This window comes from Kribbella pittospori (genome assembly GCF_004331465.1).
Classification (GTDB): Bacteria; Actinomycetota; Actinomycetes; order Propionibacteriales; family Kribbellaceae; genus Kribbella; species Kribbella pittospori.
The window spans coordinates 1,114,061-1,133,583 of sequence record NZ_SJKB01000001.1; the positions used below are offsets into that span (position 1 = coordinate 1,114,061).

16 protein-coding genes and 1 tRNA gene are annotated in these 19,523 nt (G+C 68.4%); 14 read left to right on the forward strand and 3 right to left on the reverse strand.

Annotation, left to right across the window (positions count from 1 at the left end; translation table 11 throughout):
• Nucleotides 1–20 precede the first annotated feature (20 nt).
• The 7 genes from trpB (at nucleotide 21) to E0H73_RS05140 (ending at nucleotide 5,712) form a co-directional block, all read left to right on the forward strand.
• Nucleotides 21–1,235, forward strand: coding sequence for a tryptophan synthase subunit beta (gene trpB / locus E0H73_RS05110; protein WP_131351921.1), 1,215 nt, complete (start codon nucleotides 21–23; stop codon nucleotides 1,233–1,235).
• Nucleotides 1,228–2,055 carry a tryptophan synthase subunit alpha gene (gene trpA / locus E0H73_RS05115; RefSeq protein ID WP_131351924.1) on the forward strand — a complete coding sequence of 276 codons (828 nt, stop codon included), beginning with the start codon at nucleotides 1,228–1,230 and terminating at the stop codon, nucleotides 2,053–2,055. The genes trpB and trpA overlap by 8 nt, the downstream gene beginning before the upstream one ends.
• A 7-nt stretch (nucleotides 2,056–2,062) precedes the next feature.
• Nucleotides 2,063–2,719 carry an SCO family protein gene (locus E0H73_RS05120; protein WP_165555488.1) on the forward strand — a complete coding sequence of 219 codons (657 nt, stop codon included), beginning with the start codon at nucleotides 2,063–2,065 and terminating at the stop codon, nucleotides 2,717–2,719.
• On the forward strand, nucleotides 2,716–3,219 hold the full coding sequence (locus tag E0H73_RS05125; RefSeq protein WP_238163808.1) for a MauE/DoxX family redox-associated membrane protein: 504 nt from the start codon (nucleotides 2,716–2,718) through the stop codon (nucleotides 3,217–3,219). Before E0H73_RS05120 ends, E0H73_RS05125 begins: the two co-directional genes overlap by 4 nt.
• Nucleotides 3,216–3,923 carry a DsbA family protein gene (locus E0H73_RS05130; RefSeq protein ID WP_131351930.1) on the forward strand — a complete coding sequence of 236 codons (708 nt, stop codon included), beginning with the start codon at nucleotides 3,216–3,218 and terminating at the stop codon, nucleotides 3,921–3,923. The genes E0H73_RS05125 and E0H73_RS05130 overlap by 4 nt, the downstream gene beginning before the upstream one ends.
• Before the next feature lie 72 nt (nucleotides 3,924–3,995).
• Complete coding sequence (gene lgt / locus E0H73_RS05135; RefSeq protein ID WP_202867197.1) at nucleotides 3,996–4,994, forward strand: prolipoprotein diacylglyceryl transferase; 999 nt, start codon at nucleotides 3,996–3,998, stop codon at nucleotides 4,992–4,994.
• Nucleotides 4,987–5,712 carry a VIT1/CCC1 transporter family protein gene (locus E0H73_RS05140; RefSeq protein ID WP_238163809.1) on the forward strand — a complete coding sequence of 242 codons (726 nt, stop codon included), beginning with the start codon at nucleotides 4,987–4,989 and terminating at the stop codon, nucleotides 5,710–5,712. Before lgt ends, E0H73_RS05140 begins: the two co-directional genes overlap by 8 nt.
• On the opposite strand, the gene E0H73_RS05145 is transcribed toward E0H73_RS05140, so the two are convergent.
• Nucleotides 5,673–6,722, reverse strand: a complete 1,050-nt coding sequence (locus tag E0H73_RS05145) for a 1-aminocyclopropane-1-carboxylate deaminase (protein ID WP_131351933.1) — start codon at nucleotides 6,720–6,722, stop codon at nucleotides 5,673–5,675. The genes E0H73_RS05140 and E0H73_RS05145 overlap by 40 nt on opposite strands.
• A 55-nt stretch (nucleotides 6,723–6,777) precedes the next feature.
• Here E0H73_RS05145 and E0H73_RS05150 point away from each other — a divergent pair, with 55 nt between their 5' ends.
• From E0H73_RS05150 to pyk, 5 genes are all read left to right on the forward strand, one after another.
• The gene (locus tag E0H73_RS05150) at nucleotides 6,778–7,545 is read left to right on the forward strand and encodes a protein kinase family protein (protein ID WP_131351936.1); all 768 of its coding nucleotides are present in this window, start codon (nucleotides 6,778–6,780) and stop codon (nucleotides 7,543–7,545) included.
• Nucleotides 7,546–7,755: 210 nt separating this feature from the next.
• Complete coding sequence (gltB, locus tag E0H73_RS05155; RefSeq protein ID WP_131351939.1) at nucleotides 7,756–12,279, forward strand: glutamate synthase large subunit; 4,524 nt, start codon at nucleotides 7,756–7,758, stop codon at nucleotides 12,277–12,279.
• On the forward strand, nucleotides 12,279–13,745 hold the full coding sequence (locus tag E0H73_RS05160; protein ID WP_131351942.1) for a glutamate synthase subunit beta: 1,467 nt from the start codon (nucleotides 12,279–12,281) through the stop codon (nucleotides 13,743–13,745). The genes gltB and E0H73_RS05160 overlap by 1 nt, the downstream gene beginning before the upstream one ends.
• Nucleotides 13,746–13,871: 126 nt before the next feature.
• Complete coding sequence (locus E0H73_RS05165) at nucleotides 13,872–15,422, forward strand: metallophosphoesterase family protein (RefSeq protein WP_238163810.1); 1,551 nt, start codon at nucleotides 13,872–13,874, stop codon at nucleotides 15,420–15,422.
• A gap of 100 nt (nucleotides 15,423–15,522) precedes the next feature.
• Nucleotides 15,523–16,974: a pyruvate kinase gene (gene pyk, locus E0H73_RS05170; protein WP_131351945.1), complete on the forward strand. Its 1,452-nt coding sequence runs from the start codon at nucleotides 15,523–15,525 to the stop codon at nucleotides 16,972–16,974.
• 53 nt (nucleotides 16,975–17,027) lie between these two features.
• Here the strand turns inward: pyk and E0H73_RS05175 are convergent, their stop codons facing one another.
• Nucleotides 17,028–17,780 (reverse strand): transcriptional regulator, encoded by a 753-nt coding sequence (locus E0H73_RS05175; protein WP_131351946.1) that lies wholly within the window; start codon nucleotides 17,778–17,780, stop codon nucleotides 17,028–17,030.
• 48 nt (nucleotides 17,781–17,828) lie between these two features.
• Nucleotides 17,829–17,902, reverse strand: a tRNA-Leu gene (locus E0H73_RS05180).
• Nucleotides 17,903–18,419: 517 nt separating this feature from the next.
• On the opposite strand from E0H73_RS05180, the gene E0H73_RS47040 reads away from it, so the two are divergent.
• Both E0H73_RS47040 and E0H73_RS05190 read left to right on the forward strand, forming a co-directional pair.
• Entirely contained in the window at nucleotides 18,420–18,761 is a 342-nt protein-coding gene (locus E0H73_RS47040; RefSeq protein ID WP_238163858.1) for a hypothetical protein, read from the forward strand.
• A gap of 24 nt (nucleotides 18,762–18,785) precedes the next feature.
• On the forward strand, nucleotides 18,786–19,367 hold the full coding sequence (locus tag E0H73_RS05190) for an ANTAR domain-containing response regulator (protein WP_131351947.1): 582 nt from the start codon (nucleotides 18,786–18,788) through the stop codon (nucleotides 19,365–19,367).
• Nucleotides 19,368–19,523 lie beyond the last annotated feature (156 nt).

Here is a 19,523-nt window from a genome sequence, read left to right on the forward strand (position 1 = left end):
TTCTTTGGAAGGTTTGTCGGATGAGTACTGTGCTGCCCGACCAGCTCGGGCACTTCGGCCGTTTCGGCGGCAGGTTCATGCCGGAGGCGCTGATCGCGCCACTCGACGAGCTCACCCAGGCCTGGCAGGAAGCCATGGCCGACCCGGAGTTCACGGGCGAGTTCGACCGGATGCTGCGTGAGTACGCCGGTGTCCCGAGCCTGCTGTACGACGCGACCCGGTTGTCCGAGGCGGCCGGTGCGCGGATCCTGCTGAAGCGCGAGGATCTGAACCACACCGGTGCGCACAAGGTCCGCAACGCGCTCGGCCAGGCGCTGCTGACCAAGCGGATGGGCAAGACCCGCGTGATCGCCGAGACCGGCGCCGGCCAGCACGGCGTCGCGACCGCGACCGCGTGCGCCTACCTGGACCTCGAGTGCGTGGTCTACATGGGCGAGGTCGACACCGAGCGGCAGGCGCTGAACGTGGCCCGGATGAAGCTGCTCGGTGCCGAGGTGATCCCGGTCAAGTCCGGCAGCCGGACGCTGAAGGACGCGATCAACGAGGCGCTGCGCGACTGGGTCGCCAGCGTCGACAAGACCCACTACCTCCTCGGTACGGCGGCCGGTGCGCACCCGTTCCCGGCGATGGTGCGCGACTTCGTCCGTGGCATCGGCGACGAGGCGCGGGTCCAGTCGCTCGAACTGCTCGGCAAGCTGCCCGACGCCGCGGTCGCGTCGGTCGGCGGTGGATCGAACGCGATCGGCCTGTTCGCGGCATTCATCCCGGACACCGAGGTGAAGCTGTACGGCATCGAGCCGGGTGGTGACGGGTTCGAGACCGGCCGGCACGCAGCCACGATCAGCGCGGGACAGGTCGGCGTACTGCATGGTGCACGGTCGTTCCTGCTGCAGGACGACGACGGGCAGACGATCGAGTCGCACTCGATCTCGGCCGGTCTGGACTATCCGGGCGTCGGGCCGGAGCATGCGTGGCTGGCCGAGACCGGGCGGGCGTCGTACCGGCCGATCACGGACGCCGAGGCCATGGAGGCGTTCCGGCTGCTGTCGCGGACCGAGGGCATCATCCCGGCGATCGAGTCGGCGCACGCGGTCGCCGGTGCGCTCGACATCGCCAATGAACTGGGGCCGGAGGCAACCATTCTGGTGAACCTGTCCGGTCGTGGTGACAAGGACATGGACACCGCGAGCACGTGGTTCGGACTGATCGACGCTCCGGAGGCCGGTCGTGAGTGAAGTGGTTGCCCTGGGCAAGGCCGGGGCCGCGATCCGGAAGGCGAACGACGAGGGCCGCGGTGCCCTGGTCGCGTACCTGCCGGCCGGTTACCCGTCGTACGACGGCGGGATCGATGCGATCAAGGCGCTGGTCGACGGTGGCGCCGACGTACTCGAGATCGGTTTCCCGTACAGCGACCCGGTGATGGACGGTGTCACGGTCCAGCGCGCCTCCGAAGCCGCACTGGCCGGTGGGCTGCGGACCCGTGACGTCCTCAGCACGGTGGAGAAGCTCGCGTCGTACTCCGATGTGCCGGTGCTGGTGATGACGTATTGGAACCCGATCGAGCGGTACGGCGTGGACCGGTTCGCGGCCGACTTCGCCGGGGTCGGGGGAGCGGGGCTGATCACGCCCGACCTGATCCCGGACGAGGGCGCGGAGTGGATCGCGGCCGCGGACAAGCACGACCTGGACAAGGTGTTCCTGGTGTCGCCGTCGTCGACCGACGAGCGGATCCGGATGACCACCGCAGCCTGCCGCGGTTTCGTCTACGCGACCGCGGTGATGGGTGTCACCGGGACCCGGGAGAAGCCGTCGGATCTGGCGGCGCCTCTGGTGGCGCGGACGAAGGCAGCCACCGGTGTGCCGGTCGGCGTCGGCCTTGGTGTCTCGAACGCGGACCAGGCCGCCGGAGTAGCGGCGTTCGCGGACGCGGTCATCGTCGGTTCGGCGTTCGTCAAGGTGGTCGAGGCCGGCGAGGGTCCGGCGGGTGTGCGAAGGCTCACGGAGAGCCTGGCCGAGGGTGTCCGCAGGGAACCCAGCACCGCCGCCGGTCGTTAGAACCGCCGTGAGTCGAACCAGGAACGCGGCACTCCTGCTGGCCGCGGTGGCTCTGCTGGCCCTCGCGGGCTGCAGCGGCGGCAAACAAGAGGCGGACAACCCCGGTGGAGCGGTCATCCGCACCACTCAGAACCCGAACGGTCTGCGCGGGGCGGCTCTGGACCAGCCGTACGCGATGCCGGCGAAGACCCTGACCGACACGGGTGGGAATCCGTTCAACCTGGTCACCTCGACGAAGAAGCCGGTCACGCTGGTGTTCTTCGGCTACACGAACTGCCCGGACGTCTGCCCGACGGTGATGGCCGACGTGGCGTCCGCGCTGACCAAGCTGGACGAGTCGGTGCGCGACCAGGTCCAGTTGCTCTTCATCACCACGGACCCGGCCCGCGACACCGGCCCGGTGATCCGGAAATACCTGGACCGGTTCGACCCGTCGTTCGTCGGGCTGTCCGGTTCGCTGACCTCGATCAAGGACATCGCGCAGGCCGTCGGCGTACCGGTGGAGGGGATGCAGAAGCTTCCCTCCGGCGGCTACGAGGTCGGCCACGGTGCCCAGGTGATCGGCTTCGGCAAGAACGACAAGGCGAACGTGCTGTGGTTGTCGAACGCCGCCATCGGCGACCTGGCGCACGACTTCGGGAAGCTGGTGGAGGACAACCAGTGAGCAAGTGGCGACAGCCGTGGTTCCCCTGGGTCTCCCTGGTGGCACGGCTCGTGCTGGGCGTGGTGATGCTGGTGGCGGGTGCGCTGAAGGTGACCGATCCGGAGACCGCGGCGCAGGCGGTCCGGGCGTACGAGATCCTGCCGAGCGGGCTGGTCTCGCCGGTCGGCTGGGGGCTGCCGTTCCTGGAGCTCGCGATCGGATTGCTGTTGATCGTCGGTTTCGGTGTCCGCGCCGCGGCGGTGGCCGCGGGTGTTTTCATGATCGTGTTCATCGTCGCGGTATCGTCCGCCTGGGCGCGCGGCCTCGCGATCGACTGCGGCTGCTTCGGCGGCGGCGGACAGATCGCCCCCGGCCAGACGAAGTACCTGCAGGAGATCTTGCGGGACGTCGGCCTGCTGCTGCTCGCGGCCTGGCTGTGGCTGAACCCTGTGAGTAAGTACGCCCTCGAGTCCGACCCATCCACCGAATCGTCCGCCCGGACAGGAGCCACCGCGTCGTGAGCAAGACCAAAGCGCCCGTGAATCCGCTGGTGCAGCAGCCCAAGCGGCGGATCTCGCCCGGGATCATCGTGGTGATCGTGCTGGTGCTGGCCCTCGGGGCCGGCGTCGGCGTGCAGTACTGGCGCGGCCACTCCAAGGTCGAGGTGAGTTCGAACGGGCGGCCCGAGCCCACCGTGATCACCGGCCCGGGCCAGGCCGGCAAGGGTGTCACCGTCGGCCAGGCCGGCGCGAAGGCGCACATCGACCTGTACCTCGACTTCCGTTGCCCGCACTGCGCGGAGTTCGAGGAGGCGACCGGCGCGACCGTCGACAAGCTGGTCCAGGACGGCACCGCCACGCTGACCTACTGGCCGCTGGGCTTCGTCAACCCGGACGCTTCGCCGCGGCTGGCCAACGCGTTCGCCGCCGCGGCCGCGAACGGCAAGGCGCTCAGCTTCGCCGACGAGATGTACGGCGACTTCAGCAAGTCCTGGACCACAGACCAGTTGCTGGAGCTGGGCAAACAGCTCGGCATCGGCGACGCGAAGTTCCAGCAGGCGGTGCAGGACAACACCTACGCCGGCTGGCTGGACAGCGTCTCCAAGGCGTCGGACGACCGCGGCGTGACCGGTACGCCGACCGTCTACGTCAACGACAAGCCGCTCGACGCGGACCAACTGACCGCGGAAGGCCTGCAGAAGGCCGTGGACGCGATCGCGAGCTGACGCACCGAGTCCCCATCGTGACCATGAGTTTCTGGTCGCGGTGGGACGGGTCGAGTAGCGTTCCCACTTGCCATGTCTAGTCTGATTCCCGCCGTGATGGTTCCGGCGTTCATCCCCAGCCCGAGCCAGGGTGTCTGGCACGTCCTCGGCCTGCCGATCCGCGCGTACGCGCTGTGCATCCTGGCCGGCATCTTCGTCGGCTACTGGCTCGGCCGCCGGCGCTGGGTCGCTCGCGGCGGCTCGCCCACCGTGCTGGCCGACATCATGTTCTGGGCCATCCCGTTCGGGCTGGTCGGGGCCCGGATCTACCACGTCATCACCGACGCCGAGCTGTACTTCGGCGCGGGCCGGCACCCGATCGACGCGCTGAAGATCTGGCACGGCGGGCTCGGCATCTGGGGTGCGGTCGCGTTCGGCGCACTCGGTGCCTGGATCGCCTGCCGGCGGGCCAAGGTGCCGTTCCTGGCGGTCGCGGACGCGATGGCGCCCGGGATCGCGCTGGCCCAGGTGCTCGGCCGGTTCGGGAACTACTTCAACCAGGAACTGTTCGGTAAGCCGACCGACAAGCCGTGGGGCCTGGAGATCGCGCCCGAGCACCGGCCGGACGGGTATCAGAACTTCGCCACCTTCCACCCGACGTTCCTGTACGAAGCGATCTGGAACCTCGGTGTGGTCGCGCTGGTTCTCCTGGTCGACCGTCGTTACAAGCTCGGCCACGGCCGTGCGTTCGCCCTGTACGTGGCCGGCTACACCGCCGGTCGTGCCTGGGTCGAGAACCTGCGCATCGACACCGTGAACCACTTCCTCGGCCTGCGGCTGAACGTGTGGACGTCGCTGATCCTGTTCGTCATCGCCGTCGTCTACTTCATCGTCAGCGCTCGCCTGCAGCCCGGCCAGGAGGACATCTCCGGCGGTCCCGCCGCCGGCAAGCCCACCGACGACGAGGCGAAGCCCGAGTCCGAGCCCGAGTCCGAGGCTGACGCCGTGGCGGCTGATGCGAAGGTCGACGCCGAGCCTAAGGTTGAGGCGAAGAGCACCAACGGTTCCGATCCAGACGGGTCTCGTGACTGACGTACCTGAGGTTTCTGCCGAGCATCACGGGGATCACACTCATCGTGATGTGAACGGCGGCTGGCTGCGGCCGGCGGTGTTCGGGGCGATGGACGGCCTGGTGTCGAACTTCGCCCTGATCGCCGGCATGGACGGCGGCACCGAATCCGGCTCGAAGGTGATCGTCCTGGCCGGGCTCGCGGGCCTGGCCGCGGGCGCGTTCTCGATGGCGGCGGGGGAGTACACCTCGGTCGCCTCGCAGCGCGAGCTGGCCCGGGCCGAGATCGAGGTGGAGCGCAAGGAGATCCAGCGCCACCCGGTCGACGAGGAGATCGAGCTCGCCGAGACCTACCGCGCCAAGGGGCTCGACCCGGACCTGGCCAGCAAGGTCGCCAAGCAGTTCCACACCGATCCCGACCAGGCCCTCGAGGAGCACGTCCGCGAGGAGCTCGGCATCGACCCGCACGACCTGCCGAACCCGGTGGTCGCGGCCGCGTCCTCGTTCGTCTGCTTCGCGGTCGGCGCGTTCATCCCGCTCCTGCCGTACCTGCTCGGCGCCGGCAGCGTCGTACCGGCGCTGATCATGTCGCTCACGGCGCTCTTCGTCTGCGGCGCCGTCGTCTCCCGCGTGACGAGCAGGTCGTGGTGGTACTCCGGCCTCCGCCAACTGATCCTCGGCGGCCTCGCCGCAGCCCTGACCTACTTCGTCGGCACGCTGGTGGGCCCGGGCATCGGCTGAGTGTGCGTGAACAGCCCGCTGTAGGCGTTCAGGGCTGGCTGGCCGCCCAGGTGGGCGTAGAGGACGTTGGAGCCCTTGCCGATCTCGCCCTCGCGGATCAGATCGATCAGCCCTGCCATCGACTTCCCCTCGTAGACCGGGTCGATGATCATCCCTTCGAGCTGCCCGGTCAGGCGGATCGCGTCGAGCGTCGACTGCACCGGGATGCCGTACAGGTCACCGGCCCAGCCCTCGACCACGGTGATCTCGTCGTCGCGTAGCTCCCGGCCGAGCCCGATCAGCTCGGCGGTCGCCCGCGCGATCCGCGCGACCTGGTCGTGGGTCTCCTGCAGCTTCGCGCTCGCGTCGATCCCGATCACCCGCCGCGGCCGGTCCTGCCCGGCGAACCCGGCGATCATCCCGGCCTGTGTCGACCCGGTGACTGCGCAGACGATGATCGTGTCGAAGAACACGCCGAGTTCCTGCTCCTGCTGTGCGACCTCGTCCGCCCAGCCGGCGAACCCGAGCCCGCCGAGCGGGTGGTCCGAGGCACCCGCGGGGATGGCGTACGGCGTACCTCCGCGGGCCTCGACGTCGGCCAGCGCTTCCTTCCAGCTGTCCTTGAACCCGATCCCGAAGCCGGCCGGGTCGAGGCGGACCTCGGCGCCCATGATCCGGCTCAGCAGGATGTTGCCGACCCGGTCGTTGAGCGCGTCGGGCCAGTCGACCCAGTTCTCCTGCACCAGTACGGCTTTCAGGCCGGCCTTCGCCGCGACCGCGGCCACCTGCCGCGTGTGGTTCGACTGATACCCACCGATCGACACCAGTGTGTCCGCGCCCTGCGCGAGCGCGTCGGGGAGCAGGTACTCGAGCTTCCGCGTCTTGTTCCCGCCGTACGCGAGCCCGGAGTTGCAGTCCTCCCGCTTCGCCCAGATCCGGGCTCCACCGAGGTACACACTCAGCCGGTCGAGCGGATGCACCGGGCTCGGCCCGAACAGCAGCGGATACCGCGGGAAATCGGACAGTGCCATGATTCCTCCCGAAACTCGATCGCCCGGCGCAGCCGCCGTGACTAGGGTCGGCCAGATGTTCCCCGGCGAGATCGATGTCCAGCCGTCCATCTACCTCGACCACCTCGGCACCATCTTCGCCCGCTTCGGCACGGACACCCAGGATTCGGGCAACGTCTCGTACGGCGTACAGACCCCGTCCGCCCGTTACTTCGTCAAGACAGCGGGCGATCCCGCCAACACCGATCCGTACCTGGATTTCGACGGCCGCGTCGCCCTCCTGCGCAACGCGGTAGACCTAGCGGAGTCCGCCGTACACCCCGCCCTGCCGACGTTGCACGCGGTGATCGAGTCGCCGGGCGGCCCGCTGCTCGTCTACGACTGGCGCGACGGCGAACTGCTCGGCGTCAACCGGCCAGCGCATGAACGGTTCCGCGCCCTGCCCGTCGACGAGATCCTGACCGCGCTCGACACCCTCTACGACCTGCACGCCGATCTCGACGCCGCCGGCTGGGTGGAGGGCGACTTCTACGACGGCGCCATGCTGTACGACTTCCCGACCCGCCGGCTCACTGTGATGGACCTCGACACCTATCGCCGTGGTCCGCACCGCAACGACATGGGCCGCATGTTCGGCTCCAGCCGCTTCATGGCGCCCGAACAGCACTCCCTAGGCGCTCCCATCGACAGCCGGACAACGGCGTACGTGATGGCCCGGGCCGCCCTCGTCTTCCTGTCCGACCCGCCACCAGGGCTTTACGCCGTGCTCCAGGAAGCCACCACGACTCGATTCCCGTCGTACTCGGCCTTTCATCGGGCGTGGCTGAGTGCTCGGGGTAGATGAATTTCAGGTGTTGTGGGTGGTTCTCTGGAAGGGATGCTGGGAAGATTGAGGGCGAGGAGTGAGCGCTTGCTTACTGTGGGTGAGTAAGGCGTTGTGACGGTGGAATGGCTGTCCATCTGTCGGGCGTCATGAGGTAGTCTCGGGACACCCGGCTTGGGCCAATGTTGTCCCGCGGCCAGTTGTTGACCGTAGGACGACGGGAGCCCCTGAATGTTTGGTCGCGCCCCCTTCCCGAGCGAGGGACTGTACGACGGCACCCACGAGCACGACGCTTGTGGTGTCGCCTTCGTCGCCACCCTGACCGGTGAACCCAGCCACGACATCGTGGCCAAGGCCTTGACCGCCCTGCGCAACCTCGAACACCGTGGCGCCTCCGGTGCCGAACCGGACTCCGGCGACGGTGCCGGCATCCTGCTCCAGATCCCGGACGCCTTCTACCGCAAGGTGTGCGACTTCGAGCTGCCGGTCCCGCGCAGCTATGCCACCGGGATCGCGTTCCTCCCGACCGACGCCGACGACGCCGCGAAGGCGATCGCGCGGATCGAGGAGCTCGCCGCCGAGGAGAAACTGACCGTCCTGGGCTGGCGCGACGTGCCGACCTCCCCGGACCTGCTGGGTGCCACCGCTCGCTCGGTGATGCCGACCTTCAAGCAGCTGTTCGTCGCCGCGCGGGCCGGCCGGGTGCTCGGCCTGGCGCTGGAGCGGATGGCGTTCCGGCTGCGGAAGCGGGCCGAGAAGGAGACCGAGACCTACTTCCCGTCACTGTCCGGCCGGACCATCACCTACAAGGGGATGCTGACCACCGACCAGCTGGACAAGTTCTTCCCCGAGCTGACCGACCCCGACCTCGCCTCCGCGATCGGCGTCGTGCACTCGCGGTTCTCCACCAACACGTTCCCGTCCTGGCCGCTGGCCCACCCGTACCGCTACATCGCGCACAACGGCGAGATCAACACCGTCCAGGGCAACCGCAACTGGATGCGGGCCCGCGAGGCCCTGCTCGCCAGCGACCTGATCCCCGGCGACCTCGAGCAGCTCTACCCGATCTGTACGCCGTCCGCGTCGGACTCGGCGTCGTTCGACGAGGTGCTGGAGCTGCTGCATCTCGGCGGCCGGTCGCTGCCGCACGCCATCCTGATGATGATTCCGGAAGCGTGGGAGAACGCGACCACGATGGACCCGGCGCGGCGGGCGTTCTACGAGTTCCACTCGACGCTGATGGAGCCGTGGGACGGCCCGGCGTCGGTGGTCTTCTCCGACGGCAGCAAGGTCGGCGCGGTGCTGGACCGCAACGGCCTGCGTCCGTCCCGCTACTGGGTCACCGAAGACGGACTCGTCGTACTCGCGTCCGAGGCCGGCGTACTCGACATTGACCCGGCCACGGTGACCGAGAAGGGCCGGCTCGAGCCGGGCCGGATCTTCCTGGTGGACGTCGAGGCGCACCGGATCATCACCGACTCCGAGGTGAAGAACGCGCTCGCCACCGAGCACCCGTACGACGAATGGCTGCATGCCGGTCTGATCCGGTTCGAGGACCTGCACGAGCGCGAGCACGTCGTGCACAGCCACGCGTCGGTGACCCGTCGCCAGCAGGTGTTCGGGTACACCGAGGAAGAACTGCGGGTCATCCTCACCCCGATGGCCAGGGCCGGCGCGGAGCCGATCGGCTCGATGGGCACCGACACGCCGATCGCGGCGCTGAGCGACCGACCACGGCTGCTGTTCGACTACTTCGCGCAGTTGTTCGCGCAGGTGACCAACCCGCCGCTGGACGCGATCCGCGAGGAGCTCGTCACCTCACTGTCGTCGTCGCTCGGCCCGGAGGCGAACCTGCTCAGCCCGAGCCCGGCGTCCTGCCGGCAGGTCGTGATCCCGTTCCCGGTGATCACGAACGACGAGCTGGCCAAGCTGCGCCACATCAACCTCGACGGAGACATGCCCGGCCTGGCCACCACGGTCCTGCGCGGTGTGTTCGACGTCGAAGGTGGGGGAGAGGCGCTGAAGGCGCGGCTCGAGGAGATCTGTGCGGAGGCTGACGCCGCCATCAAGGACGGCGCCCGCATCCTGGTGCTCTCCGACCGCCATTCGAACGCGGACAGCGCCCCGATCCCGTCGCTGCTGTTGACCGCCGCGGTCCACCATCACCTGGTCCGGGAGAAGACCCGTACGCAGGTCGGCCTGGTGGTCGAGGCCGGCGACGTCCGCGAGGTCCACCACGTGGCCCTGCTGATGGGGTACGGCGCTGCCGCGATCAACCCGTACCTCGCGCTGGAGTCGGTCGAGGACCTGTGCCGTCGCGGCACCTACCTGCCGGGGGTCGAGCCCGAGCAGGCCGTCCGCAACGTGGTGAAGTCCCTCGGCAAGGGCGTCCTCAAGGTGATGTCGAAGATGGGCGTCAGCACGGTGGCGTCGTACACCGGTGCCCAGATCTTCGAGGCCAACGGCCTCGCGCCCGACCTGGTCGACACCTACTTCACCGGTACGTCGTCGAAGCTCGGCGGCGTCGGCCTGGACACGATCGCCGAGGAGGTACGCCGCCGGCACCTGCGCGCGTACCCGGCGGACGGCATCCTGCCCGCGCACCGCAAGCTGGAGATCGGCGGCGAGTACCAGTGGCGGCGGGAGGGTGAGCCGCACCTGTTCGACCCGGACACGGTGTTCCGGCTGCAGCACAGCACCCGGACCGGGCGCTACGACATCTTCAAGCAGTACACGGCCCGCGTGGACGAGCAGTCCGAGCGGCTGATGACATTGCGCGGCCTGTTCGGCTTCAACTCCGACCGTGAGCCGATCCCGGTCGAGGAGGTCGAGCCGGTCAGCGCGATCGTCAAGCGGTTCTCCACCGGCGCGATGAGCTACGGCTCGATCAGCGCCGAGGCGCACACCACGCTCGCGATCGCGATGAACCAGCTCGGCGGCAAGTCGAACACCGGCGAGGGCGGCGAGGACTCCGATCGCCTGCACGACCCGTCCCGGCGGAGCTCGATCAAGCAGGTCGCGTCCGGCCGGTTCGGCGTGACCGCGGAGTACCTGACGAACTCCGACGACATCCAGATCAAGATGGCGCAGGGGGCCAAGCCGGGTGAGGGCGGTCAACTGCCCGGCAACAAGGTCTACCCGTGGGTGGCCAGCACCCGGCACTCGACGCCGGGCGTCGGCCTGATCTCGCCGCCGCCGCACCACGACATCTACTCGATCGAGGATCTGGCCCAGCTGATCCACGACCTGAAGAACGCGAACCCGGCTGCGCGCATTCACGTGAAGCTGGTGTCCGAGGTCGGTGTCGGCACGATCGCCGCGGGTGTCAGCAAGGCGCACGCGGACGTCGTACTGATCTCTGGTCACGACGGTGGTACTGGTGCGGCTCCGCTGACGTCGCTGAAGCATGCGGGCGGACCGTGGGAGCTCGGCCTGGCCGAGACCCAGCAGACTCTGCTGCTCAACGGTTTGCGCGACCGGATCGTCGTACAGACCGATGGGCAGTTGAAGACCGGCCGGGACGTGGTCGTCGCGGCACTGCTCGGCGCCGAGGAGTACGGCTTCGCGACCGCACCGCTGGTGGTGTCGGGCTGCATCATGATGCGGGTCTGCCACCTGGACACCTGCCCGGTTGGTGTCGCGACCCAGAACCCCGTACTGCGCGAACGGTTCTCCGGCAAGCCCGAGTTCGTGGTGAACTTCTTCGAGTTCATCGCCGAGGAGGTCCGGGAATACCTTGCCCAGCTGGGTTTCCGGTCCCTGGACGAGGCGATCGGCCACGCCGAGGTGCTGGACATCCACCGCGCGGTCGACCACTGGAAGGCCGACGGCCTGGACCTGTCGCCGATCCTGCACGTGCCGTCGCTGCCCGAGGGCGCGTCCCGGCACCGGGTCGTCGAACAGGACCACGGCCTGGACAAGGCGCTCGACAACGAGCTGATCCGGATCTGCCGGCCGGCCCTCGACAGCGGCGAGCCGGTCCGGGCGCAGCTGCCGATCCGCAACGTCAACCGGACCGTCGGCACGATGCTCGGCCACGAGATCACCAAGCGGTACCGCGCGGCCGGCCTGGCCGACGGCACCATCGACCTGACCTTCACCGGGTCGGCCGGGAACTCGTTCGCCGCCTTCGTCCCGAGCGGTGTCACGCTGCGACTCGAGGGTGACGCCAACGATTACGTCGGCAAGGGCCTGTCCGGTGGTCGCGTGGTGATCCGGCCGGACCGGGTCGCGCGGTTCGACGCCGCCGACCAGATCATCGCCGGTAACGTCATCGCGTACGGCGCGACGTCCGGTGAACTGTTCATCAGTGGTGGCGTCGGGCAACGGTTCTGTGTCCGGAACTCCGGAGCCACCGCGGTCGTCGAGTCCGTCGGCGACCACGCCTGCGAGTACATGACCGGTGGGCGCGTCGTCGTACTCGGCGCCGTCGGCCGGAACTTCGCGGCGGGCATGTCGGGCGGCGTCGCCCACGTGCTCGATCTGGACCGCGCCCTGGTGAACCCGGAGCTGGTGGACCTGCTCCCGCTCACCGAGGACGAGTCCGGACTGTTGCAGGACCTGGTCCGCCGGCACCACGAGGAGACCGGATCGGAACGGGCGGCCAAGCTGCTCGCCGACTGGGCCGCGGCCGAGGTCAGGTTCACCACGGTGATGCCCCGCGACTACGCCCGGGTGCTGGCGGCCAAGGCGGCCGCCGAGCGGGACGGGCTGGACGAGGATGCCACCACGCGAGCGATGATGGAGGCCATCTGATGGCTGACCCGAAGGGCTTCCTGACCACCCCACGCGAGGTCGCCGACCGGCGGCCGGTGGGCGAGCGGGTGCAGGACTGGAAAGAGGTCTACCCCGGTGGACCCGGCAAGGCGCTGCTGCCGATCATCACCAAGCAGGCCGGCCGTTGCATGGACTGCGGGATCCCGTTCTGCCACAGCGGCTGCCCGCTGGGCAACCTGATCCCGGAGTGGAACGACCTGGTCTGGCGGGACGACTGGTCCGGTGCCATCGAGCGGTTGCACGCGACCAACAATTTCCCGGAGTTCACCGGCCGGCTGTGCCCGGCACCTTGCGAGCCGGCCTGCGTGCTCGGCATCAACCAGGACCCGGTGACGATCAAGAACGTCGAGGTCGCCATCATCGACAAGGCCTGGGAGAGCGGTGACGTCAAGCCGCAGCCGCCGGAATGGCTGACCGGCAAGACGATCGCGGTCGTCGGATCCGGCCCGGCCGGACTGGCTGCCGCCCAGCAGTTGACCCGCGCCGGCCACACCGTCGCGGTGTACGAGCGGGCCGACGCGCCCGGCGGCCTGCTGCGGTACGGCATCCCGGAGTTCAAGATGGAGAAGCTCCAGGTCGACCGGCGGATCCAGCAGATGAAGGAGGAGGGCACGGTCTTCCGCTCCGGCGTGAACGTCGGCGTGGACGTGACCGGCACCCAGCTCAAGCAGCGGTATGACGCCGTCGTCATCGCGACCGGTGCCACCGCGGCCCGCGACCTCCCGGTGCCGGGCCGCGAGTACGGCGGCATCCACCAGGCGATGGAGTACCTGCCGCAGTCGAACCGGGCCTCGCTCGGCCGGACTGTGGAGGACCAGATCCTTGCCACCGGCAAGGACGTCGTGATCATCGGTGGCGGTGACACCGGCGCGGACTGCCTCGGCACCGCGCACCGGCAGGGCGCTCGCTCGGTGACCCAGCTGGAGATCATGCCGCGGCCGTCGGACGACCGCCCGACCGGGCAGCCGTGGCCGACGTACCCGATGATCTACCGGGTCGCCTCGGCGCACGAGGAGGGCGGCGACCGGGTCTACTCGGTCTCCACCGTGAACTTCGAGGCCGATGCTGAGGGCAACGTCTCCGGGCTGAACCTGGTCGAGGTCGAGTTCAAGGACGGCCGGTTCGTCCCGGTCGAGGGCACCGAGCGAACCATCCCGGCGCAGCTGGTGCTGCTCGCGATGGGCTTCCTCGGGCCGGAGCGCGAGGGCTTCCTCGAGCAGCTCGGCGTCGAGCTCGACGAGCGCGGCAATGTGAAGCGGGACAAGAGGTACCAGACCTCGGTCGAGGGCGTCTTCGCCTGTGGCGATGCCGGCCGCGGCCAGTCGCTGATCGTCTGGGCCATCGCCGAGGGCCGCTCCTGCGCGAACGGTGTGGACACGCTCCTCACCGGTTCGTCGACCCTGCCCACTCCGATCCCACCGACGGCCCGCCCCCTCGCGGTCTGAACCCGGGACATGAAATGCGGGCTGCAGGCAACAAAACGTTGCGTGCAGCCCGCACCTGGGTGAACGACCGGCAACAGCCACCCGGTTCGAGATGCGATGACTTGACCCGCCCAATAGGTTGGATCCGTGGCTAGCCGCCTGGTGACCAGAGCCCGGCTCCGCGCGATCGCGCCGTGGGCCTCGCTCACCCTGCTCTTCCTGGTCACCTCCGTCACCGTCGGCCTGCTCGGCTTCGTCAACGACTCCGAACGCGTCACCATCGGTGCGCACGCGGCTACTGTCTCGCCCACGTTCGACGGGTACGCCACCCTCGACCTCGGCGCCGTCCTGCCGCGGTTGCGGCTGCCGGCCGACACGCCTGCCGGCATCGGGATCAACATCGACATCCAGGAGACCGACGCCGACAACCTCACCGAACTGCTCAACCGGGACGCCCTGATCGCCTCCCAGCCCGACGGTGAGATCGCGAAGATCCAGCAGGTCGTCCAGCAGATGGCCGTCGACAACGCGGTCGCGGGCGCCGGGACCGGCCTGCTGGTCGTCGTCGTGGTCGCGACCATCTGGACCATGCTCGGCCGGCGTCGCCGCCGCGAGTTGTGGGAGCTGGTCCATTCGCACGAACGCCGGGTCGAGCACCGGGCGATCGTCGTACTGGTCGCGATGCTGATCACGATCGCGTCGATCTTCGGGCCGGGCCAGATGCGGACCGCGGACGTGATTCCGACCGAGTGGCGGCCGCTGGCCAAGCTGCTGCCGGAGCTGTCGCTGGACGAGCGGCTGAAGGGTGTCGAGGTCGCGGCCGGGTTCTCCACCACCGGCGGAGTGGGCGTGATTCGTACCGCGGTCGAGACCTACGAGCGGTCCACCGAGTTCTACGGCCGGCTGGAGGAGCGGGTCAGCCGGGTCGGCGGCCGGATCCACCAGGCGAGCGAGGGGGAGACGGTCGCGCTGCTCGTGTCGGACCGGCACGACAACATCGGCATCGACCGGTTCGCGGCCGAGGTGGGGAAGGTGGCCGGCGCCAAGCTGCTGATCGACGCGGGCGACGACACGTCCTCGGGACAGTCCTGGGAGGTGTTCAGCATCAACTCGCTGCGCCAGCACTTCAAGGACCTGAAGGTCGTCGCCGTGGCCGGCAACCACGACGCCGGCGGACACATCGAGGACTCGATGCGCAAGAACGGCTTCACCGTGCTGGACAGCAAACCGGTCGAGGTCGAGGGCATCCGTTTCCTCGGCGACAGCGACCCGACGCAGACCGGGCTCGGTTCCGCGGACACCCCCGGCGACGAGACGACCGCCGAGCAGTCCGAGCGCCTCGCGGACATCGCCTGCGAGCAGCCCGACGACAAGCGGATCTCCACGATGGTGGTGCACGATCCGTCGTCGTTCGCCGATACCGCCGCCAGGGGGTGCGCGACGCTGCTGGTGTCGGGCCACCTGCATCGCCAGGTCGGGCCTGAGCACAAGGTCGTCGACGGCCGGCCGGTGACGACGTACACGAATGGCACGACCGGGGGAGCGGCGTATGCGTTCGCCCTCGGGTACACGCTGCGGCGGCCGGGTGAGGTCACCCTGATCACGTACGCCGACGGCAAGCCGATCGGTCTGCAGACGGTCACCGCCCAGATCGACGGCGACGTCGGTGTAGGTGCCTACAGCCCCTTGCCTTCTTGACGATTCAGGCTCTCGGGCCGAACTGTCACGAGGGGTTGACCGCCTGGTAAGGGGGGCGGACCAGCGGGCCAGTGGTCTTGTAGGAGTAGGGTTTTGTGACGTGCGTCGCGCAAAGATCGTTTGTACGCTCGGCCCGGCTACTGCCGCCCCCGAGCGCATCCTTGAACTCGTCCAAGCCGGTATGGATGTCGCCAGGCTCAACCTGAGCCATGGGGCCCATGCCGAGCATGAGCGCATCTATCAGCGGATCAGAACCGCCGCCGCGGAGACCGGGAAGAACGTCGGCATCCTGGTCGACCTGCAGGGCCCGAAGATCCGGCTGGCCGAGTTCGCCGAGGGCAAGGTCACCTTGACCTACGGCGAGCGCTTCACCATCACCACCCGTGAGGTACCGGGTGACGCGACCATCTGCGGTACGACGTACGACGGTCTGCCGGGTGACGTCAGTCCGGGCGACCAGTTGCTCATCGACGACGGCCGGATCGCGCTGGTCGCCGAAGAGGTGACCGAGACCGACGTGGTCTGCCGGGTCACCGTCGGCGGACCGGTGTCGAACCACAAGGGCATCAACCTGCCGGGCGTCGCGGTCAGCGTGCCGGCGATGTCCGAGAAGGACGCCGAGGACCTGCGCTGGGCGCTGCACCTGCCGGCCGACATGATCGCGCTGTCGTTCGTGCGGGACGCGTCCGACATCCAGTTGGTGCACAAGATCATGGACGAGGAGGGCCTGCGGGTCCCGGTCGTCGCCAAGATCGAGAAGCCGCAGGCGGTCGCCAACCTGGACGAGATCATCGACGCCTTCGACGGGTTCATGGTGGCCCGCGGCGACCTCGGCGTGGAACTCCCGCTCGAGGAGGTCCCGCTGGTGCAGAAGCTGATCATCGACCAGGCCCGGCTGAACGCGAAGCCGGTCATCGTCGCGACCCAGATGCTGGAGTCGATGATCTCCGCGCCGCGGCCGACCCGGGCCGAGGCGTCCGACGTCGCGAACGCCGTACTCGACGGTGCCGACGCGGTGATGCTGTCCGGTGAGACCAGCGTCGGCCGGTTCCCGATCGAGACCGTGAAGACGATGGCGCGGATCGTCGAGTCCACGGAGGAGCACGGACTCGGCCGGGTGCAGGCGATCGAGTGGGAGCCGCGGACCAAGGGCGGCGTGATCGCCAAGGCCGCGGCGGACGTGGCCGAGCGGCTGGAGGCGAAGTACCTGATCGCCTTCACCCAGTCCGGCGACACCGCACTCCGGCTGGCTCGCTACCGCACCGAGGTCCCGCTGCTCGCCTTCACGCCGGTCCCGTCGGTCAGCTCCTGGCTGAGCGTCGTCTGGGGTATCGAGACGCACATCGTCCCCACCGTCGACCACACCGACGAAATGGTCCGCCAGGTCGACCAGCGACTCCTCGAACTGGGCAAACTCAAGAAGGGCGACCTGGTAGTCATCGTCGCCGGCTCCCCACCCAGCATCCCCGGCTCCACCAACGCCCTCCGAGTCCACCGCATGGGCGACGCCATAGAAGGCATAGCCCCCGCCTACCGAAACCCCGAGCGGTAGTCACCCGAACAGCTGAGGCGGAGGATCACCTGGCCGTCCGCCTCAAGCATGTCTCAGGACTTCGGCCCGATGAATTCGTCCAGCCTGGCAACAGCCTCCCGCCGCGCAACGGACAGCGCATTTCGCCGCGGCATCCGCCAAGGGACGTCCAGCAACGTGAGCGCCTCCTGGCACAACCGCATGATGTCGCCGGACTCGTTGGAGAACATGTAGCGGGGGTAGGTGTACCGCTTCGTCCGGCCGCCGACGGTCCGCGTGGCCCAGTTCGCCACCCGACAACCGTCAGAGTCGAACAATCCGCGCAGGAACGGCTCGGGGCACTCGGCAACAATCTCGCGCTGCCATCCCTGGAGTGCAATGGACCGGAGGTGCTTCGGGCCGCTGCCGTGCTGCGGGAACAGGCAGGGCCAGTGCTTCCAGTAGGAGACAACGGATGTGTAGCCGACTGCCTGCACCCGGTGCACCGGACGGCTCGGGTGAACCGCACGGACTGACTCCTCGGCTTCGTCGATCAATCGAGGATAGGAGTCGTCGCACGCGATCCGGAGGGCGTAGACGTCTCGGCGATGTCGTGACAGACATCCGTCGCCGAGGTACAGGCCCAGCAGATGCGTGTACGCCTCCACCGGCAACTGCCCGTCGGTGCACCGCGGACACGCACTCGAGGGTCGTGCGCGATCCGGGCGATCCCGCCAGTCGCGGAGAGTAGCTCGACTGATCCCGAGTTGCTGGCTGATCGCGTTGAGACTCGCCCCACCAACAGCCATCGCCGCCCGTGCGGTAGCACGTACCTGCTCGTCGTACATGGTCCGAGATTGGCAGGCGCCACCGACAGATCTTGAGTAGAGCGTGAGTGCCCTGGGTGGGACTCGAACCCACACTGTGCGGGTTTTGAATCCGCTTTCTCTGCCAATTGGAATACCAGGGCTTGGCTGGTCGATCTTAGCGTATCCAAGCGCCCGGGCGAGCAACCAAGTGACTCGGCCAACCTGTCGGTGGTGGGCCCGAGAATGAAGCATGCCCAACGTGCGGTCGCAGGACACGGTCGACTCCGCCTTACGGATGTCGGACCAGGGGATCACTGACCGGGTCAACGCCGAGGTGCACGGCGTTGCCATCAAGACGATCCGGCGGTGGCGGCGGCAGTACCAGCGGCGAGGGCTGCCGCGAGGCACGGGCTTCCAAGGCACGCCGTGCCCGCGGTGTGACGGGGCCGCGCTGGAGGAGGCGGCGTACGCATTGTTGCTGGGGTGGTATCTCGGTGACGGCCACATCGCCAAGGCACGACGTGGGGTCTTCTGTCTGCAGATCGCGAACGACGCGAAGTATCCGCACTTGAACCAGGAGATCGCGGCACCGATCCGGCTGGTCAAGGTGACGGCGAGTCCGTGTCTGCGGAGTGGGGCCGGCATGGTTCGGATCGAGGCTCGGTGGAAGCACTGGCCGTGCCTGTTCCCGCAACACGGCCCGGGCGAAAGCATCTGCGGAAGATCGAGCTCGCGCAGTGGCAGCGGGAGATTGTTGCCAAGTACCCCGAACAGTTGTTGCGCGGACTGTTTCACTCCGACGGGTGCCGGTTCGTCAACTGGGCGAGCAAGGCTGACGGGAGACGGTACTACTACCTGCGCTACCAGTTCTCGAACGAGTCCGACGACATCCGGAAGATCCTCACGGACGCGCTGGATCTGCTCGGGATCGCCTGGCGGCAGCCGCGACCGAACACGATCGCGATCAGCCGGATGGAAGCGGTTGCCGTCCTCGACACCTTCGTCGGTCCGAAGTCGTGAAAGTGCTGCCGATAAGGTGGGCAGGTGACTGCTAAGCGTGTGGTGATCGCTGAGGATGAGGCTTTGATTCGGATGGATCTGGCCGAGATGCTGGCGGAGGAGGGGTACGACGTCGTCGGGCAGGCGGGGGACGGGGAGGAAGCGATCCGGCTGGCGACGGAGCATCGGCCCGACCTGGTCATCCTGGACGTCAAGATGCCGAAGCTGGACGGGCTGAGCGCGGCGGAGAAGATCGCCGGCGAGCGGATCGCCCCGGTGCTGATGCTGACGGCGTTCTCGCAGCGCGAGCTGGTCGAGCGGGCCCGCGACGCCGGCGCGATGGCGTACCTGGTGAAACCGTTCTCCAAGGCCGACCTGCTGCCCGCGATCGAGATCGCCGCCTCCCGGTACGTCGAACTGGCCGAGCTGGAGCGTGAGGTCGCCGACCTGGCCGAGCGGTTGGAGACCCGCAAGCTGGTCGACCGGGCCAAGTCGATCCTGCAGACGAAGTTCGGGTTGTCGGAGCCGGACTCGTTCCGCTGGATCCAGAAAACCGCCATGGACAAAAGAGTTTCCATGCGACAGGTTGCCGAGTTGGTTGTTGACGAGGCTGGCGGTAGTGACTGACTCACTCTCCGCGTACGAGGTCCAGCGCACGTACAGCACTCACCTTGACTCACGCTGCTTACCGCTGTAACGACCTCACAACACACGTTCCGTGACATCGCGTCGAGAGCCACCGGAGGTCTAACCTGCGGGTGCTCGCGGCAAACGCGGGAGTCC